The organism is Gammaproteobacteria bacterium, assembly GCA_016199745.1.
Classification (GTDB): Bacteria; Pseudomonadota; Gammaproteobacteria; order Acidiferrobacterales; family Sulfurifustaceae; genus JACQFZ01.
On sequence record JACQFZ010000048.1, the window covers coordinates 109,566 to 127,366 of the forward strand.

Below are 17,801 nucleotides of genomic sequence, written 5' to 3' on the forward strand. Positions count from 1 at the left end.
CGCTACTCTAATTTTGCGAGCCCGGCTTTTTTTTTCGCATTTTTCGCCACGGTCGGTTTTTGTCTAGAATCGCGATCACGATCAGGCTATAGGCGACCAATCGTATTAAGTAGTACCACGGCGTATCCTCGCGCAAGCCGCCTGTCAGCCCCAACAAAACGCGATTACCCGCCTCAATCCAAAACGAGGTCGCAAAAAATAAAAAGAATCGATCGCGCGTGCTGCGCCAAAAACGAAAGAAAAACAGACCGATCACCAGTGAGGCAGTTGCAATCGCTCCGAGCAACATCTCATTCATCGCCGCCTCACTCATCCTTTGATATCAGGCCGTACAACAGAAGCAATGGCCCAAACAGCGCCGTCAATAGCCGCCAAGTGGAAAGGTCGATCTCCGTAAACACCATTTTGTCAAAGATCAGCAGAATATTGTTCAGCGACAACACCGCGAAGCAGAGACCGCTCCACAACAACAGTTTGTACCGATTGCGGATATAACTGCGCAATAACAAACCGGCACAAGTGAGCGCGGTCAATGTACAAAGTGCATAGATGATTCCAGCCATCTAGGAATCCCCTCGCAGCTTGAAGGCGTCGGCGAACTTCTGTGCCTTCTTGCTCGTCTCGGAATGAATCAGATTAGTCATCGCCACGATATTCTTGGAATATACCGTCGCAACACGATCGATCATTTGCATGAGCTCGTCTGAGCTCGGCTGATAGCGGTACAGTAAGTTTTCTTGTCCGGTGACCACCAACACGCCGGCGGCACATAAATCGGTTAACAGTTGATCGGCCAACTTCTCGCTGACGTAAAGTCGCTGAGCGACGTGCTTGCCATCCCAGGAATGTTTAGCATCACTCCGTAGCAGCAATATGGCTTCCAGCTGCGGGACCGAGGTAATGCTAGTGAGAACGAATCGCCTCACATCCTCTGGAATCGGTTCCCCTTTGGTCATCGTTCGCTGGGTCCTCGCTTTGCGTCGGGCGCCAACCATCGCTAGCCCACGCTTTGCACGGGATAATATCGCCCTTGTCTATCAAGACCAACGATACGAGCCGCCTTTTTTCACATATGCCTAATCGCACATATGTCGACTTGGGGAGACGCAGGGTCAGAATTACGAAAATATCAATCGATAAACCGCCACCGACATTACGTCGGTGGCGGCGTTTCATTATTCGATTTTCAGGTGACGCTTTTTCGCCGTCGCTGTTTTCGGCAATGTCAGCTCGAGAATGCCGTTATTGAAGCTGGCGGTTGGCCTATCACTATCGACCTCGATCGGCAGTGGAATGGTTCGGAAGAACATTCCGCGCAACAGCTCACGCCGATGATAGTCGCCTTCTTCCTCTTCCTGTTGCTGTTCCATGCTCGCTTTGATGGTGACGGCATTATCGGTAATCGATACGTCCAGGTCCTTCTTTTGTACACCCGGTACCTCTGCCCGTATCACTAATGCCTCGTCGCGATCAATGACATCGACACGCGGCATGCGCGTTTCCATTCGTGAAACTTCCGGCATATCCCAACGCAACGGCCGGAAAAGACTGCGCGGCATCACACTTTCGAGCATACGATCCATGAGGCGGTCCATTTCATCCAGCGGCGACATTGCCCTAAAGGCTGACGTTCGCTGCATCTCCCCGCTCTGCTGGCCCTGCCCACCTTGCATCGATGTACCTGACGTTTGCGTGCCCGGAGTCTTAGTCGATGTACTTTGAGTGGTCGAACTCGGTTTGCGCTCTTCGGCCATATCTCTTCTCCTTCCATGGGGTTCATTTGCGAAGTGCCGGCATAACAAATAATGAACGCCGGGACCATTCATAAGACAACGCCGGTCCATTGTCATTCCCCATCATTCTTTTGCGGGTGCGTCCGCCATTCCCGTCCCCACCTTACCGCACCCGGGTTTCTCCTATTGCCGCATCGCTATCAGGGATGTACGCGAAACTCCAGCGCCAGCATCGGGTCGGATTAATACAACACTGGGAAAGATCGATCCATGCCACGCACCATTTGAAAGGGAAGCATTAGCTTTGGCTTGGTAAATATTCCGGTCGCGCTATATCCCGGCGAGCAACGCGAGGAGATGCACTTCAGTTTGCTCGACCAGCGCGACATGGCGCCGGTCGGTTATAAGCGCATCAATAAAAAGACCGGTGAAGAAGTCACGTGGGAGCAAATCGTCAAAGGTTACGATGACTGACGCCGCAAAAATTCTCGTGTACCTAATTATCACCGAGAACAAAAAATGCGCTATCCCGTTTTAGTGTGCGACTACGATGGCACCATCGCCCACGACGGCACGGTCAACGCGCCGACACTGGCGGCACTTAAACGTTTACGTGAGTCAGGACGACGGCTGGCACTCGTTACCGGCCGCGAGTTGCCGGACTTGCAACGCGTATTCCCGCGGCTCGATGTCTTCGAGTATGTCGTCGCCGAAAACGGCGGCCTGCTCTATCATCCAGCGACCCACGAAGAGCGCCCGCTGGCCGAGTCGCCGCCAGAAGCATTGGCGCAGAAACTCAAGACCGCCGGCGTACCGTTATCGGTCGGTCGCGTCATCCTTGCCACCTGGGAGCCGCATGAAACTACCGTCCTCGCCGCTATCCGCGATTTAGGATTGGAGCACCAAGTTATTTTCAATAAAGGCGCGGTAATGATCTTGCCGGGTGGCGTGAATAAAGCGACCGGCCTGACGGCGGTGCTGCAAGCCATGAAGCTGTCGCCGCATAACGCCGTCGCCATCGGCGATGCCGAGAATGATCATCATATGTTGGCGTTGTGCGAGTGTGGCGTCGCCGTGGCGAATGCGCTGCCGTCGCTCAAACAGCAAGCGGACTGGGTGACTAGCGCCGATCACGGCGCTGGCGTCGCGCAGCTGATCGACAAGCTGCTGGTGTCCGATCTTTCCGATATCCTGTGCCGCAAGCAGCGGGCCGTCTCCCTGGGCCATTTCGATAATGATGGCGATTGGTCGATTCAACCGTATGGCACCAACCTACTACTGTCCGGCACCTCCGGCAGCGGTAAGTCGACCTTCGTTACCGGCTTTCTCGAACGTCTGAGCGAACAGGGCTACCAATATTGCGTAATCGATCCAGAAGGCGACTACGAAAATCTGGGTCCGGTCGTATTCGGTCGGCCGGACCAACCGCCGCCGATCGATCAAGTCATCAAGTTACTAGAAGATCCCGAGGAAAATGTCGTGATCAACCTGCTCGGCATCCCGCTGGCCGATCGACCGGCATTCTTCGAACGCTTATTCGCGGCGCTTCTGGGCTTGCGTGCGCGCACCGGCCGGCCGCACTGGGCACTGATCGACGAAGCGCACCACCTGCTGCCGTCGACAAACCGCAGCGCCGCGGCGCTATTTTCCCCCGGCCTCTCCGGCATTTTGGCTATCACCGTACATCCCGATCATGTGGCGCGGCCGGTATTGGAATTAATCGACATCGTCATCGCTATCGGCGGTACACCGGCGGAAACGTTGGAACGTTTTGCCCGCGCTATCGACCGCACACCACCGAAACTCGCCAACGATCCGCTGCCAGCCGCAGCAGCAATCGGCTGGCAATGGCGCAACGACGAGCCGCCCCGCCGCTTCACCCGCATTCCACCGCGCAGCGAACGCCGTCGACACGATCGTAAATACGCGCTCGGCGAGCTACCTCCGGAACTGAGTTTCTATTTCCGCGGACCGCAAGGAAAGCTCAACTTACGCGCGCAGAATCTAGCGATCTTTCTGCAATCAGCGGAAGGCGTCGGCGATGAGACTTGGCTTTATCACTTACGTCGCGGCGACTATTCGCGCTGGTTTCAAGAGGTCATCAAGGATGACGACCTCGCCGATGTCGTTCGTGGCATCGAAAGAGATACCAGACCGTCGCCGAAAGACGCTCGTCAATTTATTCGTCAGCAAATCGAGAAGCGGTACACGGCGCCGGCTTAAGATATTCGGCGTCATTACTAAGCCGCAGCGCTGCCGCTGCAAAGGCCTCGTGTTCCGAACACCGACAATCGAACACTCGTGACAATGCAATCGCGACGCGGGTGCAGCACAATTTCGTGCCCTGATCGATTTGTTGTTCGCTGAGGCTCAGGCCGCGGTGCTGGATCGACTATCGGACGCATTGATGTTCTATGTCATCCGCCACGCGCTGAAAAAACAGACGCAAACGGTCGGCCTGTTGGCGGCACTGGCGGATAAACAAATCCGCTCGACGCTGGCGAGCAGCCGGTGCGGGCGTGGACCGTGGACGATTTGGCAGCGGCGGCGTTCATGTCGCGATCCAACTTTGCCGAACGCTTTCAAACGGTGGTGGGCAAAGCACCGATGGAATTCCCGACCGAGTGGCGCGCGCTTGGCTTGAGCAGGAACGGCTAAGCGTCGCCGAGGCCTCGGCGCGCTGCGGATATCAATCCGAGGCGGCGTTCAGCAAAGCGTTCAAGCGCGTCACGGGGATAGGTTCAGGCGAGTTCCGACGTCAGCGCACATGCTGACAACGCGGCGGCTGCGCTGTTCACTCGATGGTGCGCGTGTCCGGTCTGGCGTCAATCACCTCGCGCAACCAGGAGATAAATTTTTCCGAGGATTTCGGCGCTGGATGAGATCGGTACAGCGCTGCGGCACGACGAGTATCGTCGAGCTGCCTGATTGTCGCCAACACCCGCGGAAACCGCTGCGCGTCGGCCAGCGAGGTAGCGAACAGCAGGCGCTTGGGATCGATACGGCCAAGATCGACCGCGGTGGCGACCCGGCGACGACATCGGCAGGCATTGGCCGGTTCGATCAATCCGCATCGGCCGATCATGAACGCATTGATGCTCGCCCTGGCGCGCGACAAGCGTTTTCGAAACGACGCCGGGGCTATCTTCAGCACTGCCGCTGCCTCCTGGTGATCCAGCTCGATAATCTCGCCGAGGATATACGCCAGTCGATGATTGCGGTCCAGACACAGCAGCATCGCGGAAGTACATCCGATCTTTACTTCCTGCAATAGTAACTCTTCCTCGACGCCGTGTTGCGCGCGCAGCGGTTCGTCCGAGAGTCCATGCGCCAGATCCTCGCCGAATTCCTCGAAGCGCATGGATGCTCGCTCCATGCGCTGCTGACGCAGCGTGAGCAGGGCGTTACAGGCGATGCGATAAACCCAGGTCCGAAAACTGCTGTCGCCTCGAAACTTTCCCAAGCCGGTGATGACCCGGATAAGGATTTCCTGCGTGGCGTCCTCGGCGTCTTGCGGATGCCACAGGAAACGCAGCGCAACGGCGTGCACGTCCTTGTGCACGGCCCGAATCACCGACTCCAGGGCGCCGCGGTCTCCTGCTTTCGCTCGCGCCACCTCCGGCTCGAGATTCCGATCCACCGCAGCGTTGGTTCTGTCAGGCATGGTGCTCCAGGATTCCTTTGAGCTTGCTGAGCTCTTGTGCGAGGGTTCGCGATTGCACATCGAGCGCGCCCTCGAGCTGTTCCAACGGCACAGGCGGCGGCGTCAAGATGAAACTATAGACGCAACGATCCCGGCCGGTCTCGACGATGCGCGAGAACGCGGTGGCGACGCTGCCGTCCCGGAACGTCATACACCAATCGATCGTTCCATGTTCCGCAGATGCGTTTACCTTTAGATCGATTGTGATCTCGCCGGCAGGAGTCCGCATGACCGCGCGTTCGTAGGTAACGGAGACGAACGCGTGGGTCCACGCCTGCAGTTTTGCCGGGTCGGCGATGAAGGCAAACGCCTTGCTGCGGGGAACGCTCAAATCGATGCTCTGCACGTCAAAATTTTTCATATCGGTTTTCCTTTCAGGTCATGCTCGAGCCTCGGGAATCTTGACTCTCGGTCTGATTAGACTTCCCGATAGCTACGGGTGTGACCGAAATTGGTTTAACGCGACGCCAAGCGGTGCTGAACACCGGCGGCGTGCTGCGCCAGCGCTAGCCGCGGCGCTGCAGATCGTCGGCATCAATCAGAACTGGAAACACTCTGTCGGCGTTATCGAGTCGGCCGGTTGGCGCTTTTCGGTTCTGCGGCAAGGGGTGATTTTGAGCCTGCGCGAAGCGATATCGATTTTCTAGTGGAGTTTCAACCCCTATCACCGACTGAGCATGCGGATGCTTACTTCGGTTTGCTGATGGCACTGGAAGATTTATTCGAGCGCCCAATCGATCTCGTGGAAGAAGGGGCCAGCCGTAACCCCTTTTTCCTACAGACTGTCGAACAGTCTAGCGCGTTGCTGTATGCAGCCTGAATTTTGGAAGTACCTTTACGATATCCAAGAGGCCTGTAGAAAACTCGAAGGGTTTACGAAAGATCGCTCGCTCAATGATTATTTGATCGACGAGATGTTCTGGTCACGAGCAGAATTCCTCAATCGGAACTTGGTCGGGTGTCACTTGGGTGAGCGACATCATTTCCTTTTCCCTTCAATAAGCCTATATACGATGGTCCCTGCTATCACACCAATGACTACGAAAACGGCCAACGCAACATAGATTGACGACGAATAAGCCCACGCAGCAAGACCAACAAATAACGCCAGGTATAGTAATACTTCATGGGAGATCCCTGCTAAGAATCTACGAATACCTGGTATAAGCCCACTTTGTGGGGCACTCACTTGCATACCCCCTTCAGATTTATGTTTTCTGGTCGTGAGCAAAATTCCCTGATCGGAATTGGGCCAGGTTTCACTTGAGTGAGCGACATCACTTCCGAGAGCGCCGATTTAAGATTTTCCAGAACTTCGCTCCCTTCCTTCGTGCAATGTATAGCTTAATTATTCTGAAACAGACTTACTTTTCCTTATTTATGGGTTCGCTTTTTTCCCCCTCAATTAACCCATATATGTACCCTCCCAACGCAATCCCAATAATAAAAACTGGGATGACAGCATAGGCTGTTGAGAAATAAGCCCAAGCAAGACCGGCAGCACAAAAAGTTATAAAAGCCAAAATCTCTAAAAAAAACCCAGCGAAAAATCTACGGACACCACTTATGAACCGACTCATCAATCGACTCATCGACATACGCCCTTGAGACTTATGTTTTCCGGTCGTGAGCAGAATTCTTTAATCGGAACTGGATCAGGCTTTACTTGGGTTAGCGACATTACTTCCGAGAGCGCCGATTCAAGATTCCCCAGCACTTCGCTCTCTTCCTTGTCGAGCTGTACATCGCTATTGCTGCAATAGTCATCGGGAAGATGCTCTGGGCGCCCAGTCAAAATGGATTGAATCACGGCCTCAACAGTTTGCAACCCTTTGCCAACCGCTTGGATTCCAGCACCATAGCTAGCGATACCAAAGTTAGTAAACGCTCCTACAACCTTTCCCGTCTTGGGAAGACGCTTACTTCCAAAACGCCCTCCCATGCTAGCGTAACTTGTAAACTGTCCGCCAATAAGCCTACCAATAATATCTGCCTTTCGATGCTTCAAGTTGTATTGGACGATAGCTGAGAGCAGGGGCATATCCTCGCCTTTCACACCATCCCGCACTTCGTCTCGCAGTGGTCGCGTGACCCGCCATAAAACACTTGCGCGCGTGCTTGCATCGGACCGATAGCGGAATCCCCACATCCCCATTTGCATTTGCAGTTGAAAAATACCAATCCACCAAGTAATTGGCTGGTGATAGGCCCCCTTTATGAAACGGCGCCATGCTGCCTCGTTACCATGCGGAAACGTCACCGCAAAGTGATTTAGTTCGCCGGGGCCGGCCTTTTGCAAGTTGTAGATGAAGCTCTGAACATCGTCTTTTTCCATAAGACTGAGATTAAGTGATGGCGATAGTATCGAATCTCCTTTTCGTTGGCCTGGGGTTAAAGGCTGCCTTTACAAAAAACGGACATCCCCTAACCCCTATTGATTTGATCAGCCCAACTAACGTTTCGTATTTGTGGCAGAGTCGAAACCGACCGGAATCGACGGTAAGGCCAAACCACTGTCGTCATAAGGCGTGTATTTAACTTCAACGTCGACGAAGCTGATGGTCAGTTTTTCCTTGGGCCGAGCCTTGTCTTTAGAGCCGGCAGATACGCTGTATTTACTAAGGAGCGCATTCTTCAACGTATATTCCATATAAACATCGGAACCTAAACCGCCGCCGGTTTTGGTGAGATGAATTTTCACTGTCTTGCCGGTGCCGCAGCACGATTCGACAAACAGTTTCGGGGTGGCACTGTCCATGTGGCGGGTGATCTCGAGATCGCCGATATTGGCGTTTGAAGATTCCCTGTCACCTTGGGTAGATGTCCCCGAGGTGACGCTTCTGCCAACACCCCAGTTTAACTCTTCGATATCCATCCAACCTTTATGACTGATGTCGGACGATTCTCCCTTAATGCCTTCGTAGTTCATAAATATCGACATGTTTCTTCCCTCTTCCTTCGCTGTGCGACGTTTTTTTGAAAGACTACGGATATTCAGTACCAGAAAGTACGTAAACATCCACAAATTTAAAGATACTCATAACTTCATTATCGCTAGCCCTGATGGGCCGCTTTCTCTACCTTCCTAGGCAATAGGCGTTTTACCGGCGCCGCTGAACAATCCACCGCGATATCGCCCTCTTGCGTTAGGCCGATCTTTACCTTGGCCACTGGCTTACCGGCGGCGAGGCGCGACAGAATTTTTTCCGACAATGTCGGCAATAACGTATTGGTGAGCACGCTATGGATTTGCCGGGCACCGGTATCGGACTTGCGACATTGCGAGACGATATGCTCGATGAACTCGTCGCTGTAATTCAATGTTGCCTGATAATTTTCCTCGACTCGTCGGCGAATGGCGTCGAGCTGCAGGCGGGCGATAGTGCCCAAGCAAGCGTCGTCCAGCGGATAGTACGGAACGATGTTGACGCGGCCGAGGAACGCTGGCTTGTACACTTGCCGCAATGCCGGACCGATGGCCTCGGTTAATCCTTCCAGCGACGGGCGCGTATCGATATCGGCGCACAATTGTTCGATCTGCTCGCTGGCGGTGTTGCTGGTCATGATGATGACGGTATTCTTGAAATCGATGTCGCGGCCTTCGCCGTCGCGCAACATGCCTTTATCGAATACTTGATAAAAAATGTCTTGCACGCCGGGATGCGCTTTCTCGATCTCGTCGAGCAGCAAAACGCAATAAGGCTTACGCCGTACTGCTTCGGTCAGGACACCACCTTCGCCATAACCGACATAGCCCGGCGGCGAACCCATCAGCAGCGAGACTTTGTGCTCTTCTTTGAACTCCGACATATTGATGATCGTCAGATTCCTTTCCGACCCGTAGAGCTGTTCGGCTAGCGCCAACGCCGTTTCGGTCTTACCGATACCGCTCGGGCCGACGAGCATAAATACGCCCAGCGGTCGGCGCGGATCGGTCAACTTGGCACGCGCGGTATGCATGGTCTTGCCAATCAGCTCCAGCGCAGGCGCTTGGCCGATGACCCGCTGTGACATGCGCGTGTGTAGCTGCAGCACATTATTGATTTCGTCGCTTTGCATGCGTCCAACCGGAATGCCGGTCCAGTCGGCGACGACTTCGGCCACCACTTGGGCATCGACGCATTCGTAAATCAACGGCACTTCGCCCTGCAATATCGTCAATTCTTTGCGCAGCGTCGCTAAACGTTGGCGCTGGATTGCAGGGTCGACGTTGGGTTGTGTCACGGTGGACGGATCGTTTGCGGTAGCCGATTCAGATTCCAATTGGCGGCGTAGTCCGGCGATTTCGTTGACCAGCTTCTGTGTCGCCTGCCAACTTTGGTCGAGCTGGTTCTTCTGGGTTTCGAGCGCCGTCTTTCTTTCCATGAGATCGGCGATGGTCGACTCATGGCTATAACCGGTTCGCTGCTCGCGTTCGAGCCGGATGCATTCGGCCTCGATGTCTCTAATTTGCTGTTCGCAACGTGCCAACGCCGGTGGCTTGGTCCGCAGACTCAAATTGACGCGCGCACAGGCGGTATCGAGCAGGCTGACGCACTTGTCCGGGAGCTGGCGGCCGGCAATGTAACGGTGCGACAGTTTGACCGCGCCGATCACGGCTTGATCGAGTATGGTTACTTGATGGTGCTGCTCAAGCATGGCCGCCATGCTGCGCAGCATGATGATGGCCTTTTCTTCGGACGGCTCCTCGATTTTGACAACCTGGAATCGCCGAGTGAGCGCCGCATCGGATTCGAAATACTTTTTATACTCCGCCCAGGTGGTGGCAGCGATAGTACGAAGCTCGCCGCGCGCCAGTGCCGGCTTCAGCAAGTTGGCAGCGTCACCAGCACCCGACTGATTGCCCGCGCCCACTAACGTATGCGCCTCGTCGATAAAAAGAATGATCGGCTGCACCGAGTTCTGCACTTCCTTGATGACGTTTTTGAGGCGGTTTTCGAATTCGCCTTTCACCCCGGCGCCGGCCTGCAACAAGCCCATGTCGAGCGTACGCAAGGCGATATTGGCCAATGTCTCGGGTACATCACCCTCGGCGATGCGTCGCGCCAGGCCCTCCACTACCGCCGTCTTTCCGACACCGGCTTCGCCGGTGAGGATCGGGTTATTTTGACGGCGACGGCAAAGAATATCGATCATTTGCCGGATCTCGTCATCGCGGCCCAACACCGGATCGATCTTGCCGTTGCGCGCCGCTGCCGTGAGGTCGATCGTGTATTGATCGAGCGCCGGGGTTTTTGTCGGCGCCGTCGATGCGCCCTCGCCCGGCCCCGACGACGTGATTCGTCCTTCGAGCAATCCGGCGCACTGCGCACGCATATCTTCGCCGCGCAGTTTTTGCAGCGCCGGCGAGTAGCGGGTCACCCGCAAACGCAAGGCGTCGTTTTCCACTAGCGCTAATAGCAAATGAACCGGACGAATTTCGAGCGACTGGAACTGCGACGACGCCAGCATCCATCCTTCGAACAGCAACCTCGCCGTGTCCGGCGCGATTTTCGGGAACCCGTCATGGCCGGTCTTCAGCTCCTCCAGCGCTTGCAGCACATCGCTGCAAGCGTGCTCCAGCGGAATGTCGAAATGGCTAAGGACCGAGTTCAGCTCCGGGTCCGGCTGATCCAGCGCTTGCCACAACCAATGCTCGATATCGACGGCATAGTGCGAGCGCGATGACGCGGTCGCCACGGCCTTCTCAAACAGGTCGCGGCAGTTGTGGGACAAATGTTTTATTAGCTGATCGAATTCCATCATGCACCCTGAAGCTGACTCAAATTGACCTTGCTTAGTGATCTAATTAACGGCAATACAAAGATCACGTGTGAAATAACATATCGAAACAAAATCGCAGTTTCGAATTCAATGATCATCCCCGCGCAAACTGGCGCAGATAAACCTTTCCGTAGCGAGTATTGCCCCGCATCGTTTGCAGCCAGGTATTAATACCGAGCTGCAGCTTCTTGCCCAACCGCTTGCGATTACGGCTGTTGTCGTCGACGCGGAACACCAACGCGACGTCGATATGAGCCGGCGTATAGGTACGAATCAGATGACTCAGCATTTCGAAGCCTTTCGTACCGGGAACCATCGTCAAGTGTTCGGCGTGCGTGATCGGTCCGATAACGATGTGGCAACGGCTTTGGATGTCCCACACTCGCCGGCCCGGCAAAACGCCGCTGCCAAGACGATTGTTGCGGCCGTTCATGCCGCTGCCGATGCACAACCGGTCGTCGTGATTAATCGGTAACCAGCGAGCTTGAAACGGTTCGACCTTTACACTGTGACGCAAGCAATCTCGCAACATAGATTGCAACGCGGCGGCGGAACGCGTGTGACGCGTAAAATGGCCGCCGTAGTACAAACGCATCTCGCTGTGGAAGCGATGGTATTGTCCAGTCAGACTCTGCAGGGTTCGCGTGAACGGGTCCTGCTGATTCCGTGCGCGATGCGTTTCGAATTGGATGGGCAATCGATACTTGGTCCAACCGCGATAGAAAAGCGAAATCAAGCGATGGTTGAACAAGTCGAGAAAATCGGCGAGCGCGTAATCGTGCCGCCGCAAACGTTCTACCGTCAGGCGCGTATAGTGCTGCGGCAGAACGCCGGTGGCGCCGGTCAGTCCCATGAAATTCACGCCGACGTCGTAAGCCGCCGCCGCTGTCCCATCGCCGTCGGCCCGCGGGGTAACACTCTCGACGGCATGCGCGGCGAAACCGGTTTGGTTAGCGGCGCGAAAACGTACCGGCTCGGCGGCCGGCATGACGTCGCCACCCAAGGCCTGATGCCTCATATCGCCCGACGTACCATAAGCGTAGGACCGTTCCAGCAGCCGCACCAGGTGAAAGAAATCATCACGCTGTTGCGTCAGCGAAAGTTGTTCCTTAGCTAAAGCAACATTTGTTTTCCGCTTCTCGATGGCCACGTGATCATACTTCCGGGGGCTTGTTTCGTTTTAACGCGTAACTGCACGAAACTATTTAAGGTGCAGTACTGCGCGAAGAACTCGCTCAGTATCGCTGTGAATAGGTACAGGCCGCTGCCGCTGTAGTAGTGCTCGTCGCATTCGAGTGTCAGGCGAACGCCTTGGCAAATCGCCGACCGACCGTCGATCATCAGGCGTGCGGTTGTCAGCTCGGCCTGCAAGTCAGTAATGCCGTCGATGATCGCCTGGTTTTCCGGTATTCGCTTGAAATCGTAGAGCTTCAGTGTTTCCTTCAGCACCTCGAGTCCGTCCTGCGCTGTGAAGTGCTGCAGGCTGAGTTGCGTGACTAATTGCCAGCGGGTCGCGTCATCGAGGCGTGGCTGAATAGTGGACGTCGGTGCCAAGAGACACTTGGTCCGCAGGCCAGCGCCGCCTTGCAGAAAATGCATTTTTGGCTCGTCGGGGCCAAACGGTAATTTGTCCGGCAAGTCGCGATTGGTACATAGCGCATCGCCACCGATCACCCATTGTGCGTCCGGCGCGGTCACTTTGAAGTCGTCGTCGACCAGCGATAAATAACTATCGGTGCCGTGACTGATACGTCCGCCATACCACTGACTGGTTTCGCGCCGCATGTGCCAGTACACAGGCTTATCGGTATTGCTGCCCTTCTGATGATGCGCGCCATAAAACGGCTGCAACTCGACTTCCTTGCCGTCGATATTTCGCGCATAGATTCGTTTGAGCGTGTGCACGTCGGCGAAATACGCGTGCGTTCTGTTGACGCACAGCTTGGTTTCCACACCGATGTCTTTGGCGGTAATGCTTTCTAGACGCTCCTCGAATAAATTGACAATGGGCGTGCAACCCAACGCCAGTGTATTTTCGGAAATGCCTTGCACCAACTCGCTATGCGTCTGATCGAAATAAATGTAGAGATTGACGCTGTCGTTGTAGTGCCGCCAATACTCGCCGACGCCGTCCAACTCGACGAACAGAAATTTTTCGGGAAAGCAGAAATACTCGACCAGCAGGCGATGCGCCGTCGACGTGCGCCCTTCGTACGGAATCATCGCCTCGCGCTCGTCCAAGCCGCACGGCTTAAGGGCGCTAGCGGGAAGGAAATGCGCTGCGGGATCTTTAGGATCGTTGGCAATAGCGACTGCCTTTGCATGTCGCAATAAAAATTCGTAAAGCTTGAAGGTCAACTGTGGCTGACCGTTGATAAAAAAGCGCAAGCTTGGCGCGGTCAACTCGCTCAACACGGTTCCCGGAGCACTTTTCAGTGTGAGACACAACACCGCTTGATTGCTATTGCTGCCACGCGGGTTCAATGCAGCCGGCAGCGCGGGCGCCTTATACGGCTGACTGCGAAAGGAAGCGCTCTTAACGACGATGGGTAAGGCATTAACGTCGTAGCAAGTCCGGTAGTAACAGCGACCGGCAACCGCCGACGGCTCGGTCGATAACATGGTGCCTTGCGGAACCATTCGCGACTGCGGTTGCGATGGCACCACACCGATCTGGGCGATACTCATCGATGGCACCGGCGCCTGATAATCGGGAAACAGCACTCCCATCAGCGCTTCGGTCAACTCAGGAAAACTATCGTCGATCGTGTGCCGAACGCGCGCCGTTAAAAAAGCAAACGACTCGATCAGGCGCGAGACATGCGGATCTTCGACGGCGTCCTTATCCAGCCGCAATCGACCCGCGATCTTGGGGTGACGCTCGGCAAATTCCGCCCCGAGCTTGCGGATATAAGCTAGCTCGCGGTTGTAATAAGAGAGTAAAAGATCATCCACGGCGCAACTCCTGCAGCTTTAGAGCTCGATCCAATGCACGAATGCGTGAATCGAACAGCACCGGTACCGGATCCGGCTCCACCATCAACAAGGCCGTAATTTTTAAATACAGCGTGCGCTCGTACTGTTCACCGACTTCGGCAATTTCCACGTGCACTCGCCGAAAGCGCGGCTCGTACATCCGGATGGTGTTCTCGATCGTGAGCCGGAATTCTTCACGATACGTCGCCGAGCCGAACTGCACGCGACTGAAGTCCGGCAAACCGTAATTCACGACCGACTGCTTTAATTCCGAGTAAGCGCCGAGCGCCTGCTGGCGATATAGCCGAGTGTTGAGCAGGTTTTCCAGGTCGCGGCGAATTTGTACTTTTATTTCCTTTAATAAAATCGCCGCTGATTTGGGCGCCTCCAGCGCTTCCTGCGGGTCTTCATCGATGAGCCGATCGAGCAACGACGGCAAGATCGGCTGTTGGCTTCTGACGCGCGCCATGTTTTAGGCGCCGGCCACGGCTTCAACCGTTTGCTCGGCGTTGACGGTCTGAATATCGCCCAAGCTCAAGGCTTCGTCGCCGACCAGCCACATGCGCTGCCCGACTCCACGAACAATTCCGCCCTGCTCCACCCATTCTGTCTTGCGACCAACTCGCGTGTCGGCGTCAACCGCCGGCATGCTATACAGAGTCGGAATAAATACGTCGCCTTCGCTACCGCTGTGCAAAATCATCGTCGCTTTGCGCCATAACAAATCTAACGGGCGCTCCGGTTTGGCAATCTGCAACTCGCGAATTTGCTGCACATCGATCCAAAAATATTTGCCATTGCTGGCCAACACTTCAAGAATACCGGCGCTGGTATCGTCGAGGTCGCGCACATCGTCGGTCGGTATTCCATTGATCACCGGCTGCCAAGGCTTGCGCGAACCTTCCAACGCCACGGCCTTTTCGGCAGCGGCGGCAATATTGCCTTCGCGCAGTGACAATAAAATCGACAGTTGTTGCTGAATAGTCGGAGTAGGACTATCGACAACTTCCGGCGCTGCGCCTTTCTGATACACATCGTTACGCGCTTGCGCTGCCCGGATGAGCTGTCGCCAAGTACCTGCGGTCAGCATTGCGCCAGGATTCAGCGATCCCAGCATGCTGACTTGTTTATCGGCACGTTCCAGGTCGTTGTTAAAACAAAGCAGCTCGGCCAAAAAAGCGCGTTTGGCCGAATCGCCTGGCTTGTTGCGCAGCTCCTCCGAAAGAACTGCGATAGCAGCGTCCAGGTCGCCTTGCTCATAAAATGTTTTTGCAGTTGTCATCGTCGTATCCCGTAAAATTTGGCGAACCTGAATATCGATCAGACTCAGTTTGCACAGCTAATAGACAGCTTGAGCCCATCTTTATAAAGAATGGAGCTGTCAGGGTTTACAACGAACCCAAACTCTTCCTTTTCAACAGTTTCTACTTTTTGCTGCGCCATGCAGGGTTGCGCCACAAACGAAGCCAAAAGAATAAGGACGGCTTTTATGCGCTTACCGCTTTGTTCCGCCATAGGTGGCGTTTCCGTACCACGTAAGCTTTGTTCCGTCGTAAATCATGTCTTCCATCTGATCCTCCCATTTTTGTTTTTAATGTAATTGCGTTTAAAACTTGGAAACGCTCCATCTTTTGTAGGTTAAGGGTTGCCCAACGCACCAACGATTTTCTCTCGAGTCAACTTCAACTTATCCGTAACCGGCTGAAGAACGTTTTCTTTAATATTTTTGTCGAGATACTGCAGCGCCTCGGGATAAGCAAGATATCGGTAGTCTTGCTCCTTCTCGGCGACAGTTGGGTATTGATGTTTAACATCGTCTAGCGTGCCGTTTCGATACACGACCACCTTGATGTCATACGTAGTCGGCCTCGAGTCACCGTGTGGCAACCATTGCCACCACTCCATTCCAAGCAGCTCGTAAGCCATCGCTTGCGGACCGAAGTCTTCATAATTCAGTACGACCGTTTTTTGGTCGGCGCTCTGCCCTGCACCGACGCAGCCAGCCACCATCAAAACTACCGCAAGCAAGAAATTTTTCATGTTGTTAGCCACATTTGAGTGCTGCGACGGTCCGCAGCAACGCACCGTGATCAGGTGGCACGACGATGGTGCCGCTTAACCAGGGATAACCGGCGAGCGATGACTTCTCGTAAAGGTTCGGGCCGATGCCAGCCCAATGGACTTCATAGACATCACCTTTGGAATAAAGCCAGGTATGCGTGCCCCCGCGCGAGATGCCAAAACCAAATCTCACGAGGCGTAGCGCAGAAATATCGACCTCGTTTAAAGTCGTCTCCTCACGCTTAGGGTTGACCTTCTGAAACCCTGGTTCGTCTTTGGCAGTAGGGCGATAGTTAGCGACTTTGTAAGAAATCGGAACGCCGTAATATTGGCAACTACGCTCAGTCGTCAAAGCGGAGAACGTATGCTCTGTGTTAGCGTCGCGTGGATGGTTTACATCCGGGTTGATATATATTCCTTTCCAATGGTGCTGATTAACTAAATAAGCCGCCAACTTATTACCATACTTGCCGAGGGCCCACGCGCGACGCGCCGCTTCTGCATTTCCCATCTTCTCGAAGGCGTAGCCGATTACGTTAAGCACGTAGGTGATGCAATCCGTGGACTTGTATTTCTCATAAGATTTCGGATCACTTAGCTTGAGCTGGCTTCCTACCTCATTGTCGTGGTTGAGGTAGAGGTCATCCATTTTTTCGACGGCATAATCGGTAAATGTCGGCATTATTCTTCTCCGTGAGCAATTAGGAACGTGTCCGATTAATTGCTACTTTTTTTCTTAGGATTCACTACTAACGATGCACTGATACTCGGCATCGAAAAACAGACCGGCATCCAGTCGAATACGACCAACTTCACCGTACCCATCCTAGATGCCAGCCTGCCACTTCACGATACATACCTTAAAAATTAAGCGTCCGCATAACTCACCTAAGCGAAACCCTCAAGGCGTATCGTTCGCCCATTACTTCTTGACGTTCTTCGCGGTATCGAAGCCAACCGCGATCGGCGAGGTTGCCTTGCCGTCTTCGTCGTACGGGGTGTACTTGGACTCGAGCTCCACGAAACTGATGGTGATCGACTCGGTGGGACGCTCTTTATCGGTAGCGTTGCCGCCGACCGAGTAGTGGCTGATCAAGGCGTTTTTCAGCTTATATTCCTGGTACACGTCCGAGCCAGTACCCGAGCCGGTTTTGGACAAGTGCAGTATCACGTTCTTACCGGTACCGCAGCAAGATTCCAGAAACAGTTTCGGCGAAGAGCTGTCCATGCGCTTCGTGATCGTGAGATCGGTGATCTTGGCGTTGGTCGACTCACGGTCATTCTGAGTCGACGTCGACGAGGTGATTTGACGAGCTACGCCCCACGACCAGGAATCAACGTCGATCCACTTGGCATGCCCCTGGTCAGACGACTCACCTTGAATACCTTCGTAATTTAAAAAAATAGACATTTGGTCCCTCTCTCTCTTTTGTGTTAGTGATTTGACGAGTTACTACTTCCCAACTACAACTTATTTACTGCTTACAGATTTACTCCCTTACGGCTTTTACTACGCACTACGACTGCACTACTGCGAAAGAGCAGACCGACCGACGTCTCGTACC

The 17,801-nt window shown here is 54.3% G+C and carries 23 protein-coding genes and 1 pseudogene; 6 read left to right on the plus strand and 18 right to left on the minus strand.

Annotated elements, in window-relative coordinates; translation table 11 throughout:
* Positions 1-7: 7 nt before the first annotated feature.
* The 4 genes from HY308_11795 to HY308_11810 all read right to left on the minus strand — a co-directional run bounded on the left by HY308_11795 (position 8) and on the right by HY308_11810 (position 1,754).
* Positions 8-298, minus strand: a complete 291-nt coding sequence (locus HY308_11795) for a hypothetical protein (GenBank protein ID MBI3898961.1) — start codon at positions 296-298, stop codon at positions 8-10.
* Positions 299-305: 7 nt separating this feature from the next.
* Positions 306-563 carry a hypothetical protein gene (locus HY308_11800; GenBank protein MBI3898962.1) on the minus strand — a complete coding sequence of 86 codons (258 nt, stop codon included), beginning with the start codon at positions 561-563 and terminating at the stop codon, positions 306-308.
* Entirely contained in the window at positions 564-956 is a 393-nt protein-coding gene (locus tag HY308_11805; protein ID MBI3898963.1) for a hypothetical protein, read from the minus strand.
* Positions 957-1,175: 219 nt separating this feature from the next.
* Complete coding sequence (locus HY308_11810; protein ID MBI3898964.1) at positions 1,176-1,754, minus strand: Hsp20/alpha crystallin family protein; 579 nt, start codon at positions 1,752-1,754, stop codon at positions 1,176-1,178.
* Positions 1,755-2,003: 249 nt separating this feature from the next.
* On the opposite strand from HY308_11810, the pseudogene HY308_11815 reads away from it, so the two are divergent.
* The 4 genes and pseudogenes from HY308_11815 (at position 2,004) to HY308_11830 (ending at position 4,507) form a co-directional block, all read left to right on the plus strand.
* Positions 2,004-2,207 (plus strand): annotated as a pseudogene (locus tag HY308_11815) (hypothetical protein).
* Between the two features lie 45 nt (positions 2,208-2,252).
* Positions 2,253-3,956, plus strand: coding sequence for an HAD-IIB family hydrolase (locus HY308_11820; GenBank protein MBI3898965.1), 1,704 nt, complete (start codon positions 2,253-2,255; stop codon positions 3,954-3,956).
* A 288-nt stretch (positions 3,957-4,244) separates the two neighbouring features.
* Entirely contained in the window at positions 4,245-4,391 is a 147-nt protein-coding gene (locus HY308_11825) for an AraC family transcriptional regulator (GenBank protein ID MBI3898966.1), read from the plus strand.
* Positions 4,358-4,507: a helix-turn-helix domain-containing protein gene (locus HY308_11830; protein ID MBI3898967.1), complete on the plus strand. Its 150-nt coding sequence runs from the start codon at positions 4,358-4,360 to the stop codon at positions 4,505-4,507. The genes HY308_11825 and HY308_11830 overlap by 34 nt, the downstream gene beginning before the upstream one ends.
* Before the next feature lie 20 nt (positions 4,508-4,527).
* On the opposite strand, the gene HY308_11835 is transcribed toward HY308_11830, so the two are convergent.
* Both HY308_11835 and HY308_11840 read right to left on the minus strand, forming a co-directional pair.
* Positions 4,528-5,397: an RNA polymerase sigma factor gene (locus HY308_11835; protein MBI3898968.1), complete on the minus strand. Its 870-nt coding sequence runs from the start codon at positions 5,395-5,397 to the stop codon at positions 4,528-4,530.
* Positions 5,390-5,797 (minus strand): SRPBCC family protein, encoded by a 408-nt coding sequence (locus HY308_11840; protein MBI3898969.1) that lies wholly within the window; start codon positions 5,795-5,797, stop codon positions 5,390-5,392. The genes HY308_11835 and HY308_11840 overlap by 8 nt, the downstream gene beginning before the upstream one ends.
* Before the next feature lie 40 nt (positions 5,798-5,837).
* On the opposite strand from HY308_11840, the gene HY308_11845 reads away from it, so the two are divergent.
* A complete protein-coding gene (locus HY308_11845) occupies positions 5,838-6,083 on the plus strand; it encodes a hypothetical protein (GenBank protein ID MBI3898970.1) in 246 nt (81 codons plus the stop codon).
* Positions 5,981-6,256 (plus strand): nucleotidyltransferase domain-containing protein, encoded by a 276-nt coding sequence (locus tag HY308_11850; protein MBI3898971.1) that lies wholly within the window; start codon positions 5,981-5,983, stop codon positions 6,254-6,256. Before HY308_11845 ends, HY308_11850 begins: the two co-directional genes overlap by 103 nt.
* 544 nt (positions 6,257-6,800) lie before the next feature.
* On the opposite strand, the gene HY308_11855 is transcribed toward HY308_11850, so the two are convergent.
* From HY308_11855 to HY308_11910, 12 genes are all read right to left on the minus strand, one after another.
* On the minus strand, positions 6,801-7,028 hold the full coding sequence (locus HY308_11855) for a hypothetical protein (protein ID MBI3898972.1): 228 nt from the start codon (positions 7,026-7,028) through the stop codon (positions 6,801-6,803).
* Positions 7,025-7,771, minus strand: a complete 747-nt coding sequence (locus tag HY308_11860) for a hypothetical protein (GenBank protein ID MBI3898973.1) — start codon at positions 7,769-7,771, stop codon at positions 7,025-7,027. Before HY308_11860 ends, HY308_11855 begins: the two co-directional genes overlap by 4 nt.
* Before the next feature lie 117 nt (positions 7,772-7,888).
* Positions 7,889-8,377, minus strand: coding sequence for a type VI secretion system tube protein Hcp (locus HY308_11865; protein ID MBI3898974.1), 489 nt, complete (start codon positions 8,375-8,377; stop codon positions 7,889-7,891).
* A 113-nt stretch (positions 8,378-8,490) separates the two neighbouring features.
* Positions 8,491-11,181 (minus strand): type VI secretion system ATPase TssH, encoded by a 2,691-nt coding sequence (gene tssH, locus HY308_11870; GenBank protein MBI3898975.1) that lies wholly within the window; start codon positions 11,179-11,181, stop codon positions 8,491-8,493.
* 112 nt (positions 11,182-11,293) lie between these two features.
* Positions 11,294-12,349, minus strand: coding sequence for a type VI secretion system baseplate subunit TssG (gene tssG / locus HY308_11875; GenBank protein ID MBI3898976.1), 1,056 nt, complete (start codon positions 12,347-12,349; stop codon positions 11,294-11,296).
* Complete coding sequence (gene tssF, locus HY308_11880; protein MBI3898977.1) at positions 12,313-14,154, minus strand: type VI secretion system baseplate subunit TssF; 1,842 nt, start codon at positions 14,152-14,154, stop codon at positions 12,313-12,315. The genes tssG and tssF overlap by 37 nt, the downstream gene beginning before the upstream one ends.
* Positions 14,147-14,644 carry a type VI secretion system baseplate subunit TssE gene (tssE, locus tag HY308_11885; GenBank protein MBI3898978.1) on the minus strand — a complete coding sequence of 166 codons (498 nt, stop codon included), beginning with the start codon at positions 14,642-14,644 and terminating at the stop codon, positions 14,147-14,149. Before tssE ends, tssF begins: the two co-directional genes overlap by 8 nt.
* A gap of 3 nt (positions 14,645-14,647) precedes the next feature.
* Positions 14,648-15,457 (minus strand): SciE type virulence protein, encoded by an 810-nt coding sequence (locus HY308_11890; protein MBI3898979.1) that lies wholly within the window; start codon positions 15,455-15,457, stop codon positions 14,648-14,650.
* 44 nt (positions 15,458-15,501) lie between these two features.
* Positions 15,502-15,690 carry a hypothetical protein gene (locus tag HY308_11895; protein MBI3898980.1) on the minus strand — a complete coding sequence of 63 codons (189 nt, stop codon included), beginning with the start codon at positions 15,688-15,690 and terminating at the stop codon, positions 15,502-15,504.
* Between the two features lie 123 nt (positions 15,691-15,813).
* Complete coding sequence (locus HY308_11900; GenBank protein ID MBI3898981.1) at positions 15,814-16,215, minus strand: hypothetical protein; 402 nt, start codon at positions 16,213-16,215, stop codon at positions 15,814-15,816.
* Between the two features lie 4 nt (positions 16,216-16,219).
* The gene (locus HY308_11905) at positions 16,220-16,918 is read right to left on the minus strand and encodes a hypothetical protein (GenBank protein ID MBI3898982.1); all 699 of its coding nucleotides are present in this window, start codon (positions 16,916-16,918) and stop codon (positions 16,220-16,222) included.
* Between the two features lie 240 nt (positions 16,919-17,158).
* Complete coding sequence (locus HY308_11910) at positions 17,159-17,647, minus strand: type VI secretion system tube protein Hcp (protein ID MBI3898983.1); 489 nt, start codon at positions 17,645-17,647, stop codon at positions 17,159-17,161.
* Positions 17,648-17,801: the final 154 nt, after the last annotated feature.